This is a genomic window from Arthrobacter sp. AB6, assembly GCF_031844545.1.
In the GTDB taxonomy this organism is placed as follows: Bacteria; Actinomycetota; Actinomycetes; order Actinomycetales; family Micrococcaceae; genus Arthrobacter.
This window is the reverse complement of the sequence record NZ_JAUZVL010000012.1, coordinates 100,501-118,247: the sequence shown is the minus strand read 5'-3', so window position 1 is coordinate 118,247 and position 17,747 is coordinate 100,501. Positions and strand designations below refer to the sequence as shown.

Sequence of the window (17,747 nt, the reverse complement as noted above, 5' to 3'; positions counted from 1 at the left end):
CAAGTAGGTAGCGCTAAGTGTCGTTTTGGAGGTTCAAAACGACACTTAGCGCTACCTACTTGGAAACCCTTACTCCAGGCCGCGGCGCTTCAGCAGCGGTTCCAGCCGGGCGTCGCGGCCCCGGAGGGAGCGGAAGGATTCCAGCGGGTCCCGGCTGTTGCCCCGGGACAGCAGCTCCTGGCGGAAGCGTTGGCCGTTGGCGCGTGTCAGGCCGCCGTTTTCGGTGAACCAGTCCACTGTTTCCGCGTCCAAAACCTCGCTCCAGATATAGGAGTAGTAGCCCGCCGCGTACCCTGCGCCCGCGAAGACGTGCTGGAAGTATCCGGTGCGGTAGCGCGGCGGAATCAGGGCGTGGGCGATGCCGGCGGCAGCGAGGGCCTTGTCTTCGAAGGCTATGGCGTCTTCGGGAACATCGCCGGCCCCGAGGACATGCCAGGCGAGGTCCAGTAGCGCCGCGCCCAGGTACTCGGTGGTGGCAAAACCCTCGCCCCACAGCCGGGATTCGTTGAGCTTCTCCACGACGGCGGCCGGCAACGGCTCCCCGGTGGCGTGGTGGCGCGCATAATTTTCCAAGACTTCGGGCCACATGATCCACATCTCATTGACTTGGGACGGGTACTCAACGAAGTCGCGGGGAACCGATGTGCCGGAAAACCGGGCGTACGTAACGTTGGAGAAGAGCCCGTGCAGGGCGTGGCCGAATTCGTGGAACGTGGTCCGCAGCTCATCCAGGGTCAAAAGGGTCGGTTCGCCCGCCGGCGGCTTGGAGATGTTCAGGTTGTTGATGACAACAGGCTTTGTCCCCAGCAGCGCCGACTGTTCAACCAGGGAATTCATCCATGCCCCGCCGCGCTTGGACTCGCGGGTGTAGTAGTCGCCCAGGAACAGCCCCAGTCCCTCCCCGTCTTCGTCCCTGACCTCCCAGACGCGTACATCAGGGTGGTAGCCGGAGAGATCGTCCCGTTCGTGGAACGTGATGCCGTAAAGGGAAGTGGCGGCGAAGAAGACGCCGTCGGCCAGGACCCGGTCAAGTTCGAAATAGGGACGCAGCGCCTGTTCGTCCACCGAATACTTCTCGCGGCGGACCCTGGCGGAATAGAAGGCCCAGTCCCAGGCTTCCAGCGGATGGCCTGCAGCCTCGGCCAGCGCCGCCGCTTCGGCGTCTGCGTTCCGCACGGCTGCCGGCGCCATGCGGCCAAGCATGGCCTGGACCGATTCGAAGTCCGGAGCAGTTTGGCGGTCCACTACCAGCTCGGCGTAGTTGGCAAAGCCGAGCAGCGCCGCCTTCTCGGCGCGGAGCCGCGCCATTGACGTTGCCAGGTCCAGCACGTCGAGGCTGCCGCCGCCGCTGCCCCGGGCTACGGAGGCTTCGAAGAGCCGACGGCGGACGTCGCGGTTTTCGAGTGCGGCCAGGGCAGGCTGGTTGCTGGGCTGGATGAGCGTCAGCAGGAACTTCCCGGCACGACCGGCCGCCCGGGCAGCCTCCGCGGCGCTGGCAATGTCATCCGCCGGCAGGCCGGCCAGATCCCCGGCATGGTCCAGCAGGAGGGCGGCCGACTTCATTCCTTCCTTGACCCGCTGTCCGAACTCCGTGCCCAGCCGTGAGAGTTCGGCGTTGATGGCGCGGAGCCTTTCCTGGCCAGGGCCGTCGAGCTGGATGCCGGACTGCCGGAATTCCCTGAGGTATTCCTCCACCAGCCGGGTGGACTCGGCATCACATTCGGCCGTATCTATGGCGGCAAAGCGCTCGAAAAGTCCCCGGTTCAGGAAGATCTCGTCCTGGTGCGCTGAGAAGAGCGGGGAAAGCTTTGTTTCAAGGTCGCGGATCCGGTCCGACGCGTCCGCTGACACCAGGGTGAAGAAGGAAGCGGCGGCCCGGTCCAGCAGGCGGCCGGAGCGCTCGATTGCAAGCGCCGTGTTGTCGAAGGTGGCCGGTGCCGGTGTGTCCACGATGGCCTGGATCTCTGCCAGGTGTTCGGCGAGGCCCGCCTCAATGGCTTCCTCGTAATGTGCGGGTTCAATATCGGCGAAGGGAGGAAGTCCGTACGGCAGGGGACTGGGCGCCAGGAGGGGGTTGGTCATGGACTAAAACCTTTCACAGCAGGCCAGGCTTCTCAATGTGCGCCACGCCACGCCGGCCTCCCCGGAATGGCAGTTATGGGGACCACGTCCGGTAGGGAATCTCCGCTTCCGCCGGGGCGGCTCTGGCTACGAGCGGGTCCGGCAGCTCCCGTCCCGTGACGGCCACCCCTCCTGCCCCGTTGCCCGCACCAACGCCCACCCCGACCCCCGGCAGGTGGACATGCTCGATGCGCCCGTGTACGGGCTGGGCAACGGAATCACGGAACTTTCCCCGTGGTAGGTGGTGAACAATGAGGGCCTGCTGGCCAGGGGCCCTGCGGCCGCCGGTGCCCGCGAGCTCCTGGTCACCCGGGAGCCGTGAGGCGGTTCCCCACGGGGAGTGCCGCCGTCGTCCCTTTAATGCCGGGCGTGCCTATTAATGCCGGGCGTGCTTAGCGCGGGCGCCGCGCCGCGTGTTCCCTGGCCAGTTCCGCGAAGTGGTCGTCCGGATGGCCCGGAACGAATGTGCCGAACTTGCGCTCAGCGGCAGTTCGGATCAGGAAGTCCGCGATGGCGGGGTTCTTGGGCAGCAGTGACCCATGGAGGTAGCTGGCCACAATGTTGCGGTAGCGGGCACCCTCGTGGCCGTCGCTGCTGTTGTTTCCGGTGCCCTTGGCTACGGTGCCCAGCGGGCGGACTCCGCTGCCCAGCGTGGTCTGCCCGCTGTGGTTCTCATAACCCAGGACCTCGCCGAACTCCGGGGTGGAGACCTTGACGTTGCCAATCAGGCGCTCGTCCGTGCCGTGGGTTTCCACGTCCAGGATCCCGATGCCGGGGATGACGGCCCCCGTGCGCGTCTTGAAGAAGCGTCCGAAGAGCTGGTACAGCCCGCAAATCACCAGCATCGGTGCGCCGTCCTCAGCGAGGTCCCCCAGGACTCCGGCCCGCGACTGCAGGTCGTCCTGGATGACCAGCTGGCCGCTGTCCTGCCCGCCGCCGCCCACGATGATGTCCACAACGTCGGGGAAGGGATCCCCCACGTTGTACTCGACCAGCTCCGGGGTGTAGCCGTGCCACCTGATCCGCTGCTGGAGGACCAGGGCATTGCCCCAGTCGCCGTAGATGTTCATGTCCCGCGGGTAGAGCTGCACCACGCAGATGGTGCCTTTGCTTCCGGAGTTCTCCCGTGCGGCGTCCGCACCTGCCTGGCTCAAGAGACGACCTCCACGGTGGTGATTTTGGACAGTTCACGCCGGATGGCAAGCATGGCGGTGTAGGTGCAGAAGATGCGCTTCGGCTTCCCCCGGGCTTCCCGGATGAAGGCGGCAAGGGCCGGCGCAATGTCCGTCTGCACACTGCCGACGGGGACATCGTCGTATTGCAGCCGGAGGGCCATGTCGTAGGCGCGGGACCCCGTCAGCTGGTCCACCCCGCCTTCCCGCAGGGAATCGAACTCAACGTCCCACAACCAGGACATATCCCGGCCGTCCGCATAGTTGTCATTGATGGCGATCATGGTGGCGTAGCCGCCTGCCGGGAAGGACTTCAGGCCGAGCCGGAAGCCGCTCGGGTTCTTGACCAGGACCAGGTCCAAGGGCTGGCCGTCCACGGTGAGGCTTTCCCCGCGTCCGAACGCCGGTGCCACGTGGGACAGCGCCTCCAGCAAGGTTTCGTGGTTGGCCGTGGCGGCGCCGCTGCCGCAGATGCTCCGCGCGAGCGTCAGCGCCGCGGCCGCGTTAAAGATGTTGTAGACGCCCCGAAGCTTCATGCCTGTGGTGACCGTAACGCCGTCGTACTCGAATTCAGCCGTGTCTGCGCCCACCTTGCGAAGTACGACGTCGGCAGCGGGCTTCTCCGGCAGGCCCGCCGGGGCGGGACTTCCGGGAGCGGCCCGCATGTCGTCGTCGTTGGGGAAGGTGCTGAGCAGGGAATCGTCCAGGCCAAAGTATCTGACGTCCTGGCCGGTCAGCGTTTCGGCGATCCGGGCAACCCTGGGATCCTCGCGGTTGAGCACCACGGTTCCGGTGGTCTTGGCCGCGATGTGCTGAAGCAGCTGGGCAGTCTTGTCGATCTCGCCAAACCGGTCCAGCTGGTCCCGGAGGACGTTCAGCAGCAGGCAGTAGCGGGGCGGCACGCTGTTCACGAAGTGCACGGCGTGGGCTTCATCAAGTTCCAGGACCGCGACGTCGGCGTCGAGCCGGCCGCGCCAGTCCACCTCGCCCAGGAGTGCTGCAGCCACGCCGCGGGTGAAGTTGCTGCCGGTGCGGTTGGTGAAGACCTTCAGGCCCTGGCTTTCCAGCAGCTCCACCACCATTTTGGTGGTGGTTGTCTTGCCGTTGGTGCCGCTGACAACGGCGACGCCGTGGGGGAGCGTGGTGAGCGTCCGCCGCATGAAGCCGGGGTCGATTTTTTCAACCACCAGCCCGGGCAGGGCGGACCCGCCGCCCCGGAGCCGGGACACCCTGCGGACCAGCTTGCCGAGCGGAACACTGAAGTAGAGCATGTTTTGAATATATCCCAGCAACGGCATGCAACCTCCGCCCGGGCCTGCTGTGCGCCAGGCGGCATGGCGCGGGCGCTTATGCTGGATGGATGGAAAATTCCCTTTCAGCTGATTCTGCGCGCCCGGGCGCCGGCCTTCGGATCGGTGTGCTGGCGCTCCAGGGCGACTTCCGCGAGCACCTCCGCGCGATCGAACTGACGGGTGCCCAGGCTGTGGGCGTCCGCCGTCCAATGGAACTGGACGGGTTGGACGGGCTGGTGATTCCGGGCGGCGAGTCCACTGCCATTGACAAGCTGGCGCGCGCCTTCGACCTTGCCGGGCCGCTGCGCGAACGCATCCGCGAAGGCCTGCCTGTCTACGGCTCCTGTGCCGGCATGATCCTGCTGGCCTCTGACATTGCCGATCCCGCGACGGACCTGGCCGGGGCTCCCCAGCAGACCTTTGGTGGCCTGGACATCACGGTCCGCCGCAACGCCTTCGGACGGCAGCGCGAGTCCTTCGAGACGGACCTGGATTTCAAGGGCCTTGAGTTCAGCGCAACGGAAGACGGCGTCCCGCCCGTTCACGCCGTGTTCATCCGGGGGCCCTGGGTGGAGAGGGTGGGCGCCGGCGTCGAAATCCTTGCCCAGGTTGAGCCGGCCGACCCGGAGCACGCGTCCCACGCGGTCCCGCTGCCCGGGACGGCTAGAATTGTTGCAGTGCGTTCCGGCCACCTGCTGGCCACCTCCTTCCACCCGGAAGTGACTGGGGAGAAACGCGTACACGAACTTTTTATCCGCATGATCAGAGGAGAAGCGTAAAGCATGTCAGGCCACTCCAAATGGGCAACGACCAAGCACAAGAAGGCCATCCTCGATAGCCGGCGCGCCAAGTCCTTTGCCAAGCTGATCAAGAACATTGAGGTTGCTGCCCGCATGGGCGGGCCGGACCTCTCCGGCAACCCCGGCCTGGAACTCGCCGTCACCAAAGCCAAGAAGACCTCTGTTCCGGCCGACAACATCGACCGCGCCATCAAGCGCGGCGCCGGGCTCACCGGTGAAGTGGTCGATTACACCGAGATCATGTACGAATGCCGCGGCCCGCAGGGTTCCGCCCTGCTGATCGAGTGCCTCACGGACAACAAGAACCGCGCCGCTTCCGAGGTTCGCCTTGCCATCTCCCGCAACGGCGGCACCATTGCCGATCCGGGCTCGGTCAGCTACCTCTTCAGCCGCAAGGGCGTGGTCACCCTGCCAAAGAAGGACCTCACCGAGGACGACGTCCTCATGGCGGTCCTTGATGCCGGTGCCGAGGAAGTCAAGGACAACGGCGAGACTTTCGAGATCCACTCGGACCCCAAGGACCTCCAGGCCGTCCGCGACGCCCTCAAGGACGCCGGCATCGAGTACGACACCGATGAGGCCGAGTTCGTTCCGTCCATGGAAGTCCCGCTGGACCTGGAAGCAGCCAAAAAGTTCATGAAGCTCGTTGACGCACTGGAAGACCTCGACGACGTCCAGAACGTGTACAGCAACGCCGACATCAGCGACGACGTCCAGGCCGCCCTGGAATCAGAGTGACGCCGCGCCCGCCAGCCGCGCCCGCCCACCCGTGACGCTCCGCGTCCTCGGGGTGGACCCGGGCCTGACCCGATGCGGGATCGGCGTGGTGGACGTGGAACGGAACCGGCGGGCCACCATGGTTGCGGTGGGTGTCGTGGGCACCTCGCCCGACGAAACCCTCGACCAGCGGCTCCTGGTCATCGCCTCCTCGATCGACGAGTGGCTGGACCGGTACGAACCGCAGGTGCTCGCCGTCGAGCGCGTCTTCTCCCAGCTGAACGTCAGCACTGTGATGGGCGTGGCCCAGGCGTCCGGGGTGGTCATCGCGGCCGCCGCCCGGCGGGGGATTCCGGTGGCCCTGCATACGCCGTCGGAGGTCAAGGCAGCCGTTACCGGCAGTGGTTCCTCCAACAAGGATGCGGTGACCAAGCTCGTCACCAAAATCCTCCGCCTCGACGCACCGCCGCGGCCTGCGGACGCTGCCGACGCCCTGGCACTGGCCATCACCCATGCCTGGCGGGCGGGCAGCGGCGCGGCCGTTGCCACAACCGGTCCCGGCAGTTCATCCCTGACTCCCGCCCAGCGGGCATGGGCCGAGGCGGAAGCAAAGGCGCGCCGCGCACGCTGATTGCCCTGGCGGCTTGCTAGGGTATTCGTAGATATGTTCGGATAGCCGGTCCTGCTCCCTGGAGCCCGGCAATACACCAGGAGCCCGGCCTTGATCAGTTTCCTACGCGGGACGGTAGCGCACGTGGGTCTTTCCACGGCTGTCATTGACCTCAACGGTGCGGGCATGAGCGTCAACGCCACCCCGCAAACCCTGAGCCGGCTGCGCACCGGGGAAGAGGGCCGGCTCTTCACCTCGCTGATTGTGCGGGAGGATTCGCTCACCCTCTTCGGTTTCGCGTCCGACGACGAGCGTGAGGTCTTCGATGTCCTCCTTAGCGTGAGCGGGGTTGGCCCCCGGCTGGCGCTGGCTGTCCTGGCCGTGCACGAACCGGAGGCCATCCGGGTGGCCGCACACACGGGGGACAGCAAGACCTTCACCAAGGTGCCCGGCATCGGTCCCAAGGTGGCCGGCCGGATCGTGCTGGAGCTGGCCGGAAAACTGGTGCCGCACGGCACCGCGGGTACCGCCGCGGGATCCACGGCAGCCGAGGCCGCCTGGAAACCGCAGGTGGTAGCGGCGATGACAAGCCTGGGATGGTCCGAAAAGGACGCGTCGGCAAGCATCGACAAAGCCCTGGCTGACGAGCCCGAGGTCTCCTTCCGCGGCAACGTGCCGGAGATCCTGCGCACTACCCTCCGGTGGCTGGGCCAGGACGGTGCGCGCGCCGGCAACCGGGTAGGCAGCCGTGGCTGAACCGTCCCTCGTGGCCGCGGGCGAGGAACCCGAGGAGCGGGCCATTGAGGCAGCGCTCAGGCCCAAGAACCTCGATGATTTCGTGGGCCAGCACCGGGTACGGAAACAGCTCTCCCTGGTGCTGCAGGCCTCACGGATGCGTGGCCGCAGCGCGGACCACGTGCTGTTTTCCGGCCCGCCGGGCCTGGGCAAAACGACCCTCGCCATGATTGTTGCTTCCGAAATGAACGCCCCGCTGCGGATCAGCAGCGGTCCCGCCATCCAGCACGCTGGAGACCTCGCCGCCATTCTGTCCTCCCTCTCCGAGGGCGAGGTCCTGTTCCTGGACGAGATCCACCGCATGTCCCGGCCGGCGGAAGAGATGCTGTACATGGCCATGGAGGATTTCCGGGTGGACATCGTGGTGGGCAAGGGGGCGGGCGCAACCGCGATTCCGCTTGAGCTGCCGCCCTTCACCCTGGTGGGTGCCACCACCCGCGCCGGCCTGCTGCCCGGGCCCCTGCGCGACCGGTTCGGGTTCACCGGCCACCTGGAGTTCTACTCCGTCCCGGAACTCGAACTCGTGCTGCGCCGCTCTGCCGGCCTGCTGGACCTCAAAGTCAATTCCGCCGGTTTCAGCGAAATTGCAGGACGCTCCCGCGGCACCCCCCGCATTGCCAACAGGCTGCTGCGGCGGGTGCGCGACTGGGCCCTGGTCCACGGCATTGAGCAGATCGACGCGCGGTCCGCGTCCGCTGCCCTGGACATGTACGAGGTGGACAAGAAGGGCCTGGACCGGCTTGACCGCGCCGTCCTTGAAGCACTCATCACCAAGTTCGGCGGCGGGCCGGTTGGGCTGTCCACGCTGGCGATCGCCGTCGGTGAAGAGACCGAAACCGTCGAAACGGTGGCAGAGCCCTTCCTGGTACGGGAAGGACTCCTGGGCCGGACCCCCCGCGGCAGGATAGCCATGGCTCCTGCCTGGACGCACCTCGGCTATGCCGTTCCGTCAGGAGTCTTCGCGCAGGAGCAGCTGGACCTGTTCGAACCGGCCGGGGACGCCGAACCCGCGGGCGGTTGGGCCCCGGAAGCCTAATAGGCAGGCTGCGTTCAGCTTTTCCCTTTAGACTGGGATGACGCCCGGCACGTTCGGGTCTTTGTTTCGTGGGCGGCCGCCGGCCTCCTGCGCCGCCGGGGAAGGGAACCCGACAGGCTTTTGCCTGCCATACTGTCCTGCCCCGGCCGGAGCGAAGCCGACGTTGCTGGAAAATCAGCTATGTAAATAAAGGACGGAATTCCCCTTGGATCCAATGTCAATTCTCCTGTTCGTCATGCTCGGCGTCTTCATCTTCATGATGTTCCGCCGCAACAAGAAGACGCAGCAGCAGCAGGCGGAGCTCCAGTCGAAATTCGGCCCGGGCGTGGACGTCATGACCAGCTTCGGCCTGTTCGGCCGCATCGTGGCCATCGATGACGAGGACAACAAGGTCACCCTGGAACTGTCGCCGGGCAACCTCGCCACCGTGCACCGCCAGGCCGTCACCAAGATCGTGGAACCCGCAGTGGCAGCCGAGCCCGAGGTTGCTTCCCCGGCCGTGCCGGACGATGCCTCCTCCCTGACGGCGTCCGAGGGCGGCAGCACCGCTGCGACGGCGGAAACACTCGACGAAACCCCGAAGCGCCTCAACGATGAGGGCAAGAAGGACAGCTAGTCCCCGCCGCTTCCTTACAACCTCTACCGCTGCGGACCACCGCCGGTGCAAGCATGGCAGGCACCGGCGGTTCCTCCGTGAATAAGAGAAAGATCGACAATGGCACGAACCGGCCCCAAGAAACCAGGCCTCCGGGTCCTGGTCTGGCTTGGTATAATCCTCGCCGCCCTCACTGCCATCCTGGCTGGAGGCACCCTTGCCGGACAGGCAAGCTGGGCACCCAAACTGGCCTTGGACCTCGAAGGCGGTACCCAGATGATCCTGGCGCCGAAGGTCGAGGGCGGCTCGGACATCAACGAGGAACAGCTCAACCAGGCCGTGGCGATCATCCGCCAGCGCGTTGACGGTTCAGGTGTTGCCGAGGCTGAGATCAGCACCCAGTCCGGGCGCAACGTGGTGGTCAGCCTTCCCGGCACCCCCTCAAGCCAGACCCGTGACCTGATCCAGGCCTCCGCGGACATGAACTTCCGCCCGGTCCTGCTCGCCGGTGCAGGTGCGCCGGTCCCGGAGGAGCAGAGGGCGCCTGAGGACCAGTTGCCAAAGCCGACGGCGGAGCCTGCCAACAGCAGTGACACCAACTGGATCACCCCCGAGGTCTACCGCCAGTTCGAGACGCTGGACTGCGACAACCCTGCCCAGGACAAGCAGGAACGCTCGGACCCGGCCAAGCCGCTGGTGACATGCGAGCCTGCCACCGACGCCACCCCTGCCATCAAGTACATCCTCGGCCCGGTGGAGGTTAAGGGCAGCAACATCGTCACGTCCTCCTTCCAGCTCCAGCAGGGTGCGCAGGGTGCCGTCACGAACGACTGGGCAGTCAACATCCAGTTCGACGACGAGGGAACAGCCAAGTTCAAAGAGGTCACCGAACGCCTGAACCAGTTCTACGTGGCCGCCGGTGGTGATGCCGGCAACGACCCCAAAGCCCAGTTCGCCATTGTGCTCGATGACCAGGTCATTTCCGCGCCCCGGTCCCTTGCTGTCATCACCGACGGACGCCCCCAGATCACGGGCGGGTTCACCGAACAAAGCGCCAAGGCCCTGTCCGACCAACTCCGGTTCGGCGCCCTGCCCATCAGTTTCGAAATCCAAAGCGAGCAGCAGATTTCCGCCACCCTGGGCGGGGAACAGTTGCGGATGGGCCTCCTCGCGGGCATTATCGGCCTTCTGCTCGTGGTGGTCTATTCCCTGTTCCAGTACCGGGCGCTGGGCTTCGTGACCATCGCGTCACTGGTGGTGGCCGGCGTCCTGACGTACCTCGCCATCGCCATCCTGGGGTGGACGGAGAACTACCGACTGTCCCTGGCCGGCGTGGCGGGCATCATCGTGGCCATCGGCCAAACGGCTGACTCGTTCATCGTCTACTTCGAGCGGATCAGGGATGAGCTGCGTGAAGGCCGCGGCCTGGTTTCCGCCGTCGAAAACGGCTGGAAGCGGGCCAAGCGGACAGTCTTGGCCTCCAAGGCGGTCAACCTGCTGGCAGCCCTGGTCCTGTACTTCGTGGCCGTGGGCAACGTGCGCGGGTTCGCGTTCACCCTCGGACTGACGGCCATCGCCGACCTCATCGTGGTGTTCATGTTCACCCACCCCACGCTGCAGCTCCTGGCCCGCACCAGGTTCTTCGGCGAGGGCCACCCGCTGTCCGGCCTCGATCCCAAGCGCCTTGGTGCCGTCCCGCTCTACCGCGGTGCCGGACGCGTCCGTACGCCGGACGACAAGCCCGCCGTGGTCCGCGCCAAGAACGCGGGCGCGGCAGCGGAAGCCGAACGCAGGATGACCATTGCGGAACGCCGACTGGCGGAGAAGCAGGAGCAGCTTGCGGGCTCCTCGAAGTCCGCAGCGAAGGAGAACAAGTAATGTCAGGCTTCGCCAACTTCGGCAACGAGCTGTACACCGGGAAACGCTCCTACAACTTCGTCGGCGCCAAGAAACTCTGGTTCATTATTGCGGCGGTGGCTGTTGCCCTGTCCATCATCATTCCGGTGGCGAAGGGCGGCTTCAACCTTGGCATCGAGTTCCGCGGCGGATCGGAGTTCACGGTCTCCAACGTGCAGACCACGGATGCGGCCGTAGGGGAGAAGGCCGTCACCGATGTGGTGCCCGGCAGCGTCCCCCGCGTGGCGAACGTGGCCGGCACCACCATGCGGATCCAGACGGACAAACTCACCGATGATGAGACGCTTCGCATCAAGGAAGGACTTACCAGCGCGTACGGTGTCACCGAGAACGAGGTGACGTCCACGTTCGTCGGTCCCACCTGGGGCGCCGATGTCACCAAGCAGGCGCTGATCGGCCTTGTGATCTTCGTGCTCCTTGCGGCCGTGCTGATGGCCCTGTACTTCCGCACGTGGAAGATGTCGCTCTCGGCGATTGCCGGCATGGCGGTGACGATGTTCATCACCGCCGGCGTCTACGCCCTCAGCGACTTCGAGGTTACGCCTTCGGCCATCATCGGTTTCCTGACCGTCCTCAGCTACTCCCTCTACGACACGGTGGTGGTGTTCGACAAGATCCGCGAGAACACCGCGGACCTGGACGCCTCGACCCGCCGGACGTTCGCCGAGGAGGTCAACCTTGCCGTCAACCAGACCCTGGTCCGCTCAATCAACACCATGATGGTGGCAATCCTCCCCGTGGGGGCCATTCTCTTCATCGGTGCGGGACTGTTGGGCGCCGGTACCCTGCGCGACCTTTCCCTCGCGCTGTTCGTCGGAATCCTCATCGGCACGGCGGCCACGATCTTCGTGGCGGCCCCCATGTACGCCTGGCTGCGCCAAAATGAGCCTGAGCTCGTCAGGCAGGCAAAGCGCGTTGAGCAGAGGCGTGCCGCCGCAGGGCGGAGCGCCACTGCGGAGCCCGCCCAGGCCTGACTATTTACCGGGGGCCGGACCGCGCCAGGAACCTGGCGTTGTCCGGCCCGTCGGCGTTTAAGGGGCCGGTTATAAAAGTCACCGCCGCGGGGAATAGACTGAAGTAATTAAAACGGTGGTGAGGGGTACTTCATTGGAAGAACGTTCGGCGTCGGCGCCAACGGCACAAGGAGACAAAAGTCCTGCCCCCGGCATGCAGACCGGGGTGGCCGCCTCCGCGCGCCCCGGGCCGCTCGTTCCGGTCGACAACTCCGGGTCCCGTCCCACATTCCCCGGCCGCAGGGAGCGCACCCGCTCCAGGCTCGCCCGGCTGACGGGACGCAGCACGGCCACGTACTCACCCATTCTTGAACCGCTGTTGAGGACCGTCCGGGCCAACAACCCCAAAGAGGACTTCGATCTCATCCAGCGGGCCTTCGACGTCGCTGAGCAGAGCCACCGCGGGCAGAAGCGCAAGAGCGGCGATCCTTACATCACGCATCCGGTGGCCGTGGCCACCATCCTCGCCGAACTGGGCCTGGGCGGCACAACGCTTGCCGCCGCCCTGCTGCATGACACGGTGGAGGACACGCCCTATACCCTCGCCGACCTCAAGCGGGACTTCGGGCCCGAGGTGGCCATGCTGGTGGACGGCGTGACCAAGCTGGACAAAGTCAGCTTCGGTGAGGCAGCGCAGTCTGAAACCGTCCGCAAGATGGTTGTGGCGATGGCCAAGGACATCCGCGTGCTGATGATCAAACTCGCTGACCGGCTGCACAACGCGCGGACCTGGCGCTTCGTGTCGGCCGAATCCTCAGCCCGCAAGGCCCGCGAAACCCTCGAGATCTTTGCCCCGCTGGCGCACCGGCTGGGCATGAACACCATCAAGTGGGAACTGGAGGATCTTTCCTTCGCGGCGCTGTATCCCAAGGTGTACGAAGAAATTGTCCGCATGGTGGGGGACCGGACCCCCGAGCGTGAGAAGAGCCTGAGCGTCATCCGGGACCAGATCACCGAAGACCTGCGCGCCGCGAAGATCAAGGCGACCATTACGGGACGTCCGAAGCATTACTACTCCATCTACCAGAAGATGATCGTCCGCGATAAGGACTTCGACGACATCAACGACCTCATGGGTGTCCGGGTGCTGGTGGACTCGGTCAGGGACTGTTACGCCGCGCTGGGCACCATGCATTCGCGCTGGAACCCGCTGCCCGGCAGGTTCAAGGACTACATCGCGATGCCCAAGTTCAACATGTACCAGTCACTGCACACCACGGTGATCGGGCCCGGCGGCAAACCGGTGGAAATCCAGATCCGCACCCACGAAATGCACCGCCGGGCTGAATACGGCGTTGCTGCGCACTGGAAGTACAAGGACCAGCCCAACCGCACGGCCGTTGGCCCGGGCAGCCCCCGCGACGGGGACATGGGTTGGCTGCGTTCCCTGGTTGACTGGCAGCAGGAAACGTCCGATCCCGGCGAGTTCCTTGACTCGCTTCGCTTCGAAATCAACGCCCGGGAGGTCTTTGTCTTCACGCCCAAGGGCGAGGTCATGGCCTTGCCTGCGGGATCCACTCCCGTGGACTTTGCCTACGCCGTGCACACTGAGGTGGGCCACCGGACCATCGGTGCCAGGGTCAACGGCAAGCTGGTTCCGCTCAACAGTGAACTGAACCACGGTGACTGGGTTGAGATCTTCACCTCGAAGGCTGAGGGGGCAGGGCCGAGCCAGGACTGGCAGCATTTCGTCAAGAGCGCCAGGGCCCGGAACAAGATCCGGCAGTGGTTCAGCAAGGAACGCCGCGAAGAAGCCATTGATCGCGGCAAGGAACTGCTCACCCGTGCAATGCGGAAGCAGAACCTTCCCCTGCAGCGGCTGATGACCCACGAGGCCCTCGCAGCGGTGGCGGAGGAATTCAAGTACGTTGACATCTCCGGCCTTTACGCCGGCGTCGGTGACGGCCACACGTCCGCGCAGTCGGTCATGGAGAAGCTGGTCGAGAGCCTCGGCGGCAATGAAAGCACCGACGACGACATCGCCGAAGTCAGCATTCCCACTCAGGTCACCAAGGCCCGCTTCTCCGACTCGGGCGTGGTGGTCCGTGGCGTAGGCGACGTCTGGGTGAAGCTGGCCCGCTGCTGCACGCCGGTCCCGCCGGATCCCATTCTCGGTTTCGTGACCCGGGGCTCGGGAGTCTCTGTACACAGGACCGACTGCACTAACATCTCCGACCTGAAGGACCAGCCGGACAGGATTGTGGACGTGGACTGGGCCCCGACGCAGTCCAGCGTGTTCCTGGTGGAGATCCAGGTGGAGGCACTGGACCGTAAATCCCTGCTGTCCGATGTCACGCGTGTCCTGTCCGAGAACCACGTGAACATCCTGGCAGCCAGTGTGCACACCTCCACGGACAGGGTGGCCATCTCAAAGTTTGCCTTCGAGATGGGGGACCCCAAGTACCTGAGCCACGTCCTCAGTGCAGTCCGCAGGATCGACGGGGTGTTTGACGTTTACCGGACCACCGGGAACAAGCGCCGGAGCTAGTGCAGCGAGTTTTTCCAAGGCAGCCTTTTTGTGCGGCACCCGCGGCGTGGCTTCTATTGCAAGGACCAGCAGGCGCAGGCGGACGTCGTTCTGGGGACGCGCCAGCAGTCTTTCCAGGGTGGGGACGGCGCGCTCGGCGTCCACGTGCAGGGCGATGTCCAGGGCGGTCCGCAACGGGCTTGAGACCATCAGGCCACCGAAGCTGACAACATCAAAGGGCCCGAGCCTCACCTCATGCAGGGTGCACCCCCTTGTGGTCCGGAGGCTGGAGACCCTCCGCTTTGCATCCACAAGGAGGGCCAGCCTGTCCGGCTCACTGGCGCAGCCGTAGATCCAGGCGGCCGTCATGCGGCCCGCAACCACCCTCTGGCGGACCGAGGCGGGTACTGCCCCGGCCGCCGCCCGTGCACGCAGCTGCGGAGACGCCGGGAGCCCTGGAAGGGTATAGCCGCGGTGGTGGATCCTGCTCAGGAGGCCGTCCGCCGCGAGGGACTGCAGCTCGGGCCAGGCGAAGGGCATGTCCGGGCAATAGAGTTCCGGAAAACGGGGCGCCGCAGCGTCCGCCGCAGCTGCATGTTTGGGGCCCGGAGGAGCCGGTGGAATCACCATTCGTCCATCCTGCACGGGGTGCCGTTAACCGGCACAGGCCCGGTTCCGGCTATGTGGATAACCGGAACCGGGCCTGCTGGCCTAGGGCAGATGCATCAGGAAAGCTCGCTGGCCGAGCGCTGGATCTGGTCCAGCCATGCCTGGCGTGCTTCGAGGGCTTCCCGGGCCGTCTTGATCTTGCGCTGGTCGCCGGTCTTCTCCGCCTTGGCGAGATCGTCCTGCAGGCCGGCGATGGCGGATTCCAGCTGGGAGAGGGCGCTGTTGGTCCGCGCCTTACGCTCCGGGTTGGAGCGCTGCCATTGTTCGTCCTCGGCGTTGCGGACGGCGTCTTCAACCTTGCGCAGGCCAGCCTCGATGCGACCCATATCGGCCCGCGGAACCTTGCCCGCTTCTTCCCACCGGTCACGGACGGACTGGAGTGCCTTCTTCGCCGCGGCGAGGTCCTTCACCGGAAGGATGGCATTGGCCTCTGCCAGGAGCGCTTCCTTGACGGTGAGGTTGGCGGCGTATTCCTGGTCGATTTCGTCATTGGCAGCCTGGCGGTTCGTGAAAAACACATCCTGCGCCGCACGGAACCGGGCCCACAGCGCGTCATCGTCCTTGCGGCTGGCGCGCGGTGACGCCTTCCACTGATCCATCAGCCTGCGGTACTCGCCGGCGGCGAAACCCCAGTCGGTGGAGCTGGACAGCGCTTCAGCTTCAGCGATCAGCTTTTCCTTCGCCGACTTGGCAGCGGAATTGTTGCTGTCCAGCTGGGAGAAGTAGGCGCGGCGGTGGCGGTCGAAAACCGTGCGGGCGGCGCGGAACCTCTTCCACAGGGCATCCTCGTTGCTGCGGCCCAGGCGTACACCGCTCTTCTGGGCCGCTTTCCAGCTCTCAAAGAGTTCGTTCATCCTGGCGCTGGAGGTCTTCCACTGTGTCTGTGCCGGGTCCTGGCCGGAGATCTGCTCGGCCTCCGCAACGATAGCCTCGCGGGCCGCCAGCTCAGAAGCGCGGACGGCGTCGTGCTCTGCCTTCTCGGCCTTCTCCAGCTCCACTATCTGTTCGGAGAGCTTGTCCAGCCGGGCTTCCGCGGAACGCAGGTCGCCCACCATGTTTCGCTCCGCGAGCTGCTCCCGCAGGTGCGTCACGGTCTTCTGCATGTCAGTGCTGGGGGCCTTGGAGCTGACGCGCTGTTCCAGCAGCACGATCTGGGCCACGACGTCGTCGTATTTCCGCGCGAAGTAGGCGAGGGCTTCGTCGTCGCTCACGCCCGGGTACTGCCCAACGGCGTGCTCGCTGCCGTCAATCGTCAGGAAGACGTGCCCGTCGCCTTCAACCCGACCCCACTTTGAGGCTTCCGCCAGGGAGGTGGCCGGTACCGCCGGTACCGCTGCTGCGGCCGGTGCCGCGGCAGCAGGCTTGGGACGGGAAGCGAACGCGGCCGGAGACGGCGCTACTGACCTCGGCGAAGGCGCAGGTGCGGGGGCGGAAGCAGCTTCAGCCGCCGGAGCCTCGGCTGCTGGTTCTTCTGCAGCGGCAGCGGTTTCGGTTGCCTCCGCAGAGGGGGTGCCGGCTGCTTCAGTGGCCTCACCGTCAGCCGCGGGGGCCGCCGCTTCGGTCAGGTCTGTTGCTGTTTCGTCGGATTTCTGACTGTCTGTCACCGCTAAAAGTCTTTCGCTTGGAGGGAAATACTCACGTACTGCACCGCGGCCGCGCCGGCCGGGCTTCCTACTTCAGAGAAAAAGAGTCTATCGTGACTGGTTCAACGGGTGCGCCGTCTGTGACGCTGGCGCCCGGGGTGATCCCCGCAGCAGCCACCCTGGACACAACGTCCAGTCCCGATGTCACTTTTCCGACCACCGTGTAACCCCCTGCACTGTCTGCCGGGATCACGGTGTCCTTGTAGACAATGAAGAACTGGGTTCCGTTTCCGTAGGCGTTGTTGCCAGTCCGTGCCACGGCGATGGTTCCTGCCGGATAGCTGTTGTCCGCCGGCGTGTTTTCGAGCGGCCCCCATGTGTAACTCGGGTCTCCCTGCCCGTCCCCCGTGGACGAGCCGCATTGCAGGACGCCGAATGCCTCACCGGTGGTCAGCCGGTGGCAGTTCTTTCCGTTGTAGTAGCCCTCGTCGCTGAGGGACTTGAAAACGGCGGCGGCCTGCGGCGCGTTGGTTCCATCCAGTTCCACGCCGAGCGGGCTTCCGTTGAGCACGAGTTCGCCGGTGAAGGTCTTGCCTGCGGCTGTGTCGGCAGCGGGGATGTTTGGACCATTTGTCGCCTGGGCCGATGCGCTTGCGGTGGCCGGCGGGTTGGTGAGTTCCGCCTGCGCGGCGGCAAATTCATCTTCGGTCGGGTTGCCGGCGAAGGCAGTGAGTTGGAGTACGACGGCGAGGACCACTGCGGCTGCTGCGGCACCGGCGGCGATCACGTTGTCACGCTTGCGCCGGCCCTCCTGGTCCCGCCGCAGGGCACGCTTGGCTTCCATCTGCTGAATGCGCCGTTTGGTTTCGCGGGCACTGCGTGAATTGGCCGCCAAGGGTCCTCCTTTTAGTCGGGCTGCTGCAGGCGCGGCTTTGGGGCCGCGTCAGCAGTTGTTGGGCG

16 protein-coding genes are annotated in these 17,747 nt (G+C 65.6%); 10 read left to right on the top strand and 6 right to left on the bottom strand.

Annotated elements, in window-relative coordinates:
- Nucleotides 1-69: 69 nt before the first annotated feature.
- A complete protein-coding gene (locus tag Q9R30_RS11585; protein ID WP_311217669.1) occupies nt 70-2,082 on the bottom strand; it encodes a M3 family metallopeptidase in 2,013 nt (670 codons plus the stop codon).
- Nucleotides 2,083-2,119: 37 nt separating this feature from the next.
- Here Q9R30_RS11585 and Q9R30_RS11580 point away from each other — a divergent pair, with 37 nt between their 5' ends.
- The gene (locus tag Q9R30_RS11580) at nt 2,120-2,362 is read left to right on the top strand and encodes a hypothetical protein (RefSeq protein ID WP_104998086.1); all 243 of its coding nucleotides are present in this window, start codon (nt 2,120-2,122) and stop codon (nt 2,360-2,362) included.
- A 151-nt stretch (nt 2,363-2,513) separates the two neighbouring features.
- Here the strand turns inward: Q9R30_RS11580 and Q9R30_RS11575 are convergent, their stop codons facing one another.
- Nucleotides 2,514-3,275 carry a glutamine amidotransferase gene (locus Q9R30_RS11575; protein WP_311217668.1) on the bottom strand — a complete coding sequence of 254 codons (762 nt, stop codon included), beginning with the start codon at nt 3,273-3,275 and terminating at the stop codon, nt 2,514-2,516.
- Nucleotides 3,272-4,564: a MurT ligase domain-containing protein gene (locus Q9R30_RS11570; protein WP_311217667.1), complete on the bottom strand. Its 1,293-nt coding sequence runs from the start codon at nt 4,562-4,564 to the stop codon at nt 3,272-3,274. Before Q9R30_RS11570 ends, Q9R30_RS11575 begins: the two co-directional genes overlap by 4 nt.
- Before the next feature lie 89 nt (nt 4,565-4,653).
- Here Q9R30_RS11570 and pdxT point away from each other — a divergent pair, with 89 nt between their 5' ends.
- The 9 genes from pdxT to Q9R30_RS11525 all read left to right on the top strand — a co-directional run bounded on the left by pdxT (nt 4,654) and on the right by Q9R30_RS11525 (nt 14,556).
- Nucleotides 4,654-5,364: a pyridoxal 5'-phosphate synthase glutaminase subunit PdxT gene (pdxT, locus tag Q9R30_RS11565; protein ID WP_311217666.1), complete on the top strand. Its 711-nt coding sequence runs from the start codon at nt 4,654-4,656 to the stop codon at nt 5,362-5,364.
- A gap of 3 nt (nt 5,365-5,367) precedes the next feature.
- On the top strand, nt 5,368-6,123 hold the full coding sequence (locus Q9R30_RS11560) for a YebC/PmpR family DNA-binding transcriptional regulator (RefSeq protein WP_311217665.1): 756 nt from the start codon (nt 5,368-5,370) through the stop codon (nt 6,121-6,123).
- 31 nt (nt 6,124-6,154) lie between these two features.
- Nucleotides 6,155-6,733 (top strand): crossover junction endodeoxyribonuclease RuvC, encoded by a 579-nt coding sequence (gene ruvC / locus Q9R30_RS11555; RefSeq protein ID WP_104998081.1) that lies wholly within the window; start codon nt 6,155-6,157, stop codon nt 6,731-6,733.
- 90 nt (nt 6,734-6,823) lie between these two features.
- Complete coding sequence (gene ruvA, locus Q9R30_RS11550; protein ID WP_104998080.1) at nt 6,824-7,468, top strand: Holliday junction branch migration protein RuvA; 645 nt, start codon at nt 6,824-6,826, stop codon at nt 7,466-7,468.
- Complete coding sequence (ruvB, locus tag Q9R30_RS11545; RefSeq protein ID WP_104998079.1) at nt 7,461-8,543, top strand: Holliday junction branch migration DNA helicase RuvB; 1,083 nt, start codon at nt 7,461-7,463, stop codon at nt 8,541-8,543. Before ruvA ends, ruvB begins: the two co-directional genes overlap by 8 nt.
- A 214-nt stretch (nt 8,544-8,757) precedes the next feature.
- Nucleotides 8,758-9,159, top strand: coding sequence for a preprotein translocase subunit YajC (yajC, locus tag Q9R30_RS11540; RefSeq protein WP_104998078.1), 402 nt, complete (start codon nt 8,758-8,760; stop codon nt 9,157-9,159).
- Between the two features lie 99 nt (nt 9,160-9,258).
- Complete coding sequence (gene secD, locus Q9R30_RS11535; protein WP_311217664.1) at nt 9,259-11,016, top strand: protein translocase subunit SecD; 1,758 nt, start codon at nt 9,259-9,261, stop codon at nt 11,014-11,016.
- Nucleotides 11,016-12,029: a protein translocase subunit SecF gene (secF, locus tag Q9R30_RS11530; RefSeq protein WP_104998076.1), complete on the top strand. Its 1,014-nt coding sequence runs from the start codon at nt 11,016-11,018 to the stop codon at nt 12,027-12,029. Before secD ends, secF begins: the two co-directional genes overlap by 1 nt.
- 133 nt (nt 12,030-12,162) lie before the next feature.
- Nucleotides 12,163-14,556, top strand: coding sequence for a bifunctional (p)ppGpp synthetase/guanosine-3',5'-bis(diphosphate) 3'-pyrophosphohydrolase (locus Q9R30_RS11525; protein WP_104998075.1), 2,394 nt, complete (start codon nt 12,163-12,165; stop codon nt 14,554-14,556).
- Here the strand turns inward: Q9R30_RS11525 and Q9R30_RS11520 are convergent.
- The 3 genes from Q9R30_RS11520 to Q9R30_RS11510 all read right to left on the bottom strand — a co-directional run bounded on the left by Q9R30_RS11520 (nt 14,437) and on the right by Q9R30_RS11510 (nt 17,682).
- Nucleotides 14,437-15,165: a type IV toxin-antitoxin system AbiEi family antitoxin gene (locus Q9R30_RS11520; RefSeq protein ID WP_311217663.1), complete on the bottom strand. Its 729-nt coding sequence runs from the start codon at nt 15,163-15,165 to the stop codon at nt 14,437-14,439. The two genes, Q9R30_RS11525 and Q9R30_RS11520, sit on opposite strands and share 120 nt — an antisense overlap.
- Nucleotides 15,166-15,260: 95 nt before the next feature.
- Nucleotides 15,261-16,808, bottom strand: a complete 1,548-nt coding sequence (locus tag Q9R30_RS11515; protein ID WP_104998074.1) for a DUF349 domain-containing protein — start codon at nt 16,806-16,808, stop codon at nt 15,261-15,263.
- Nucleotides 16,809-16,875: 67 nt separating this feature from the next.
- Complete coding sequence (locus Q9R30_RS11510) at nt 16,876-17,682, bottom strand: peptidylprolyl isomerase (protein ID WP_311217662.1); 807 nt, start codon at nt 17,680-17,682, stop codon at nt 16,876-16,878.
- Between the last annotated feature and the right edge of the window lie 65 nt (nt 17,683-17,747).